The 280-nt window shown below is 64.3% G+C and carries 1 protein-coding gene; it reads right to left on the bottom strand.

What is annotated here, in order from left to right; all coding sequences use genetic code 11:
• A partial coding sequence (locus IF46_RS0132020; RefSeq protein ID WP_030492143.1) for an endo-1,4-beta-xylanase occupies nt 1-280 on the bottom strand: 280 nt, incomplete at both ends.

Here is a 280-nt window from a genome sequence, read left to right as displayed (position 1 = left end):
GTCCAGCTCGGTGATCTGCACATCCACACCGAGATCAGCGAACCGCTGCAGATTCGCCTGGTAGTCACCGGCCAGCGAGGTGCCCAGGTGCGACTGGAACCCCACACAGTCGATCGGCACGCCACGAGACTTGAAGTCCCGCACCATGTTGTAGATCCCCGTCGACTTCGCGTTGACCCCGTCGGTGTTGTAGTCGTTGTAACACAACTTCGCACCCGGATCCGCCGCCCGCGCCGCCCGGAACGCCGCCTCGATCCAGTCGTTGCCGGTGCGCTGCAGG

The sequence above is a fragment of the Micromonospora chokoriensis genome (assembly GCF_000718555.1).
In the GTDB taxonomy this organism is placed as follows: Bacteria; Actinomycetota; Actinomycetes; order Mycobacteriales; family Micromonosporaceae; genus Micromonospora; species Micromonospora chokoriensis_B.
This window is presented reverse-complemented; position numbering and strand designations above follow the sequence as displayed.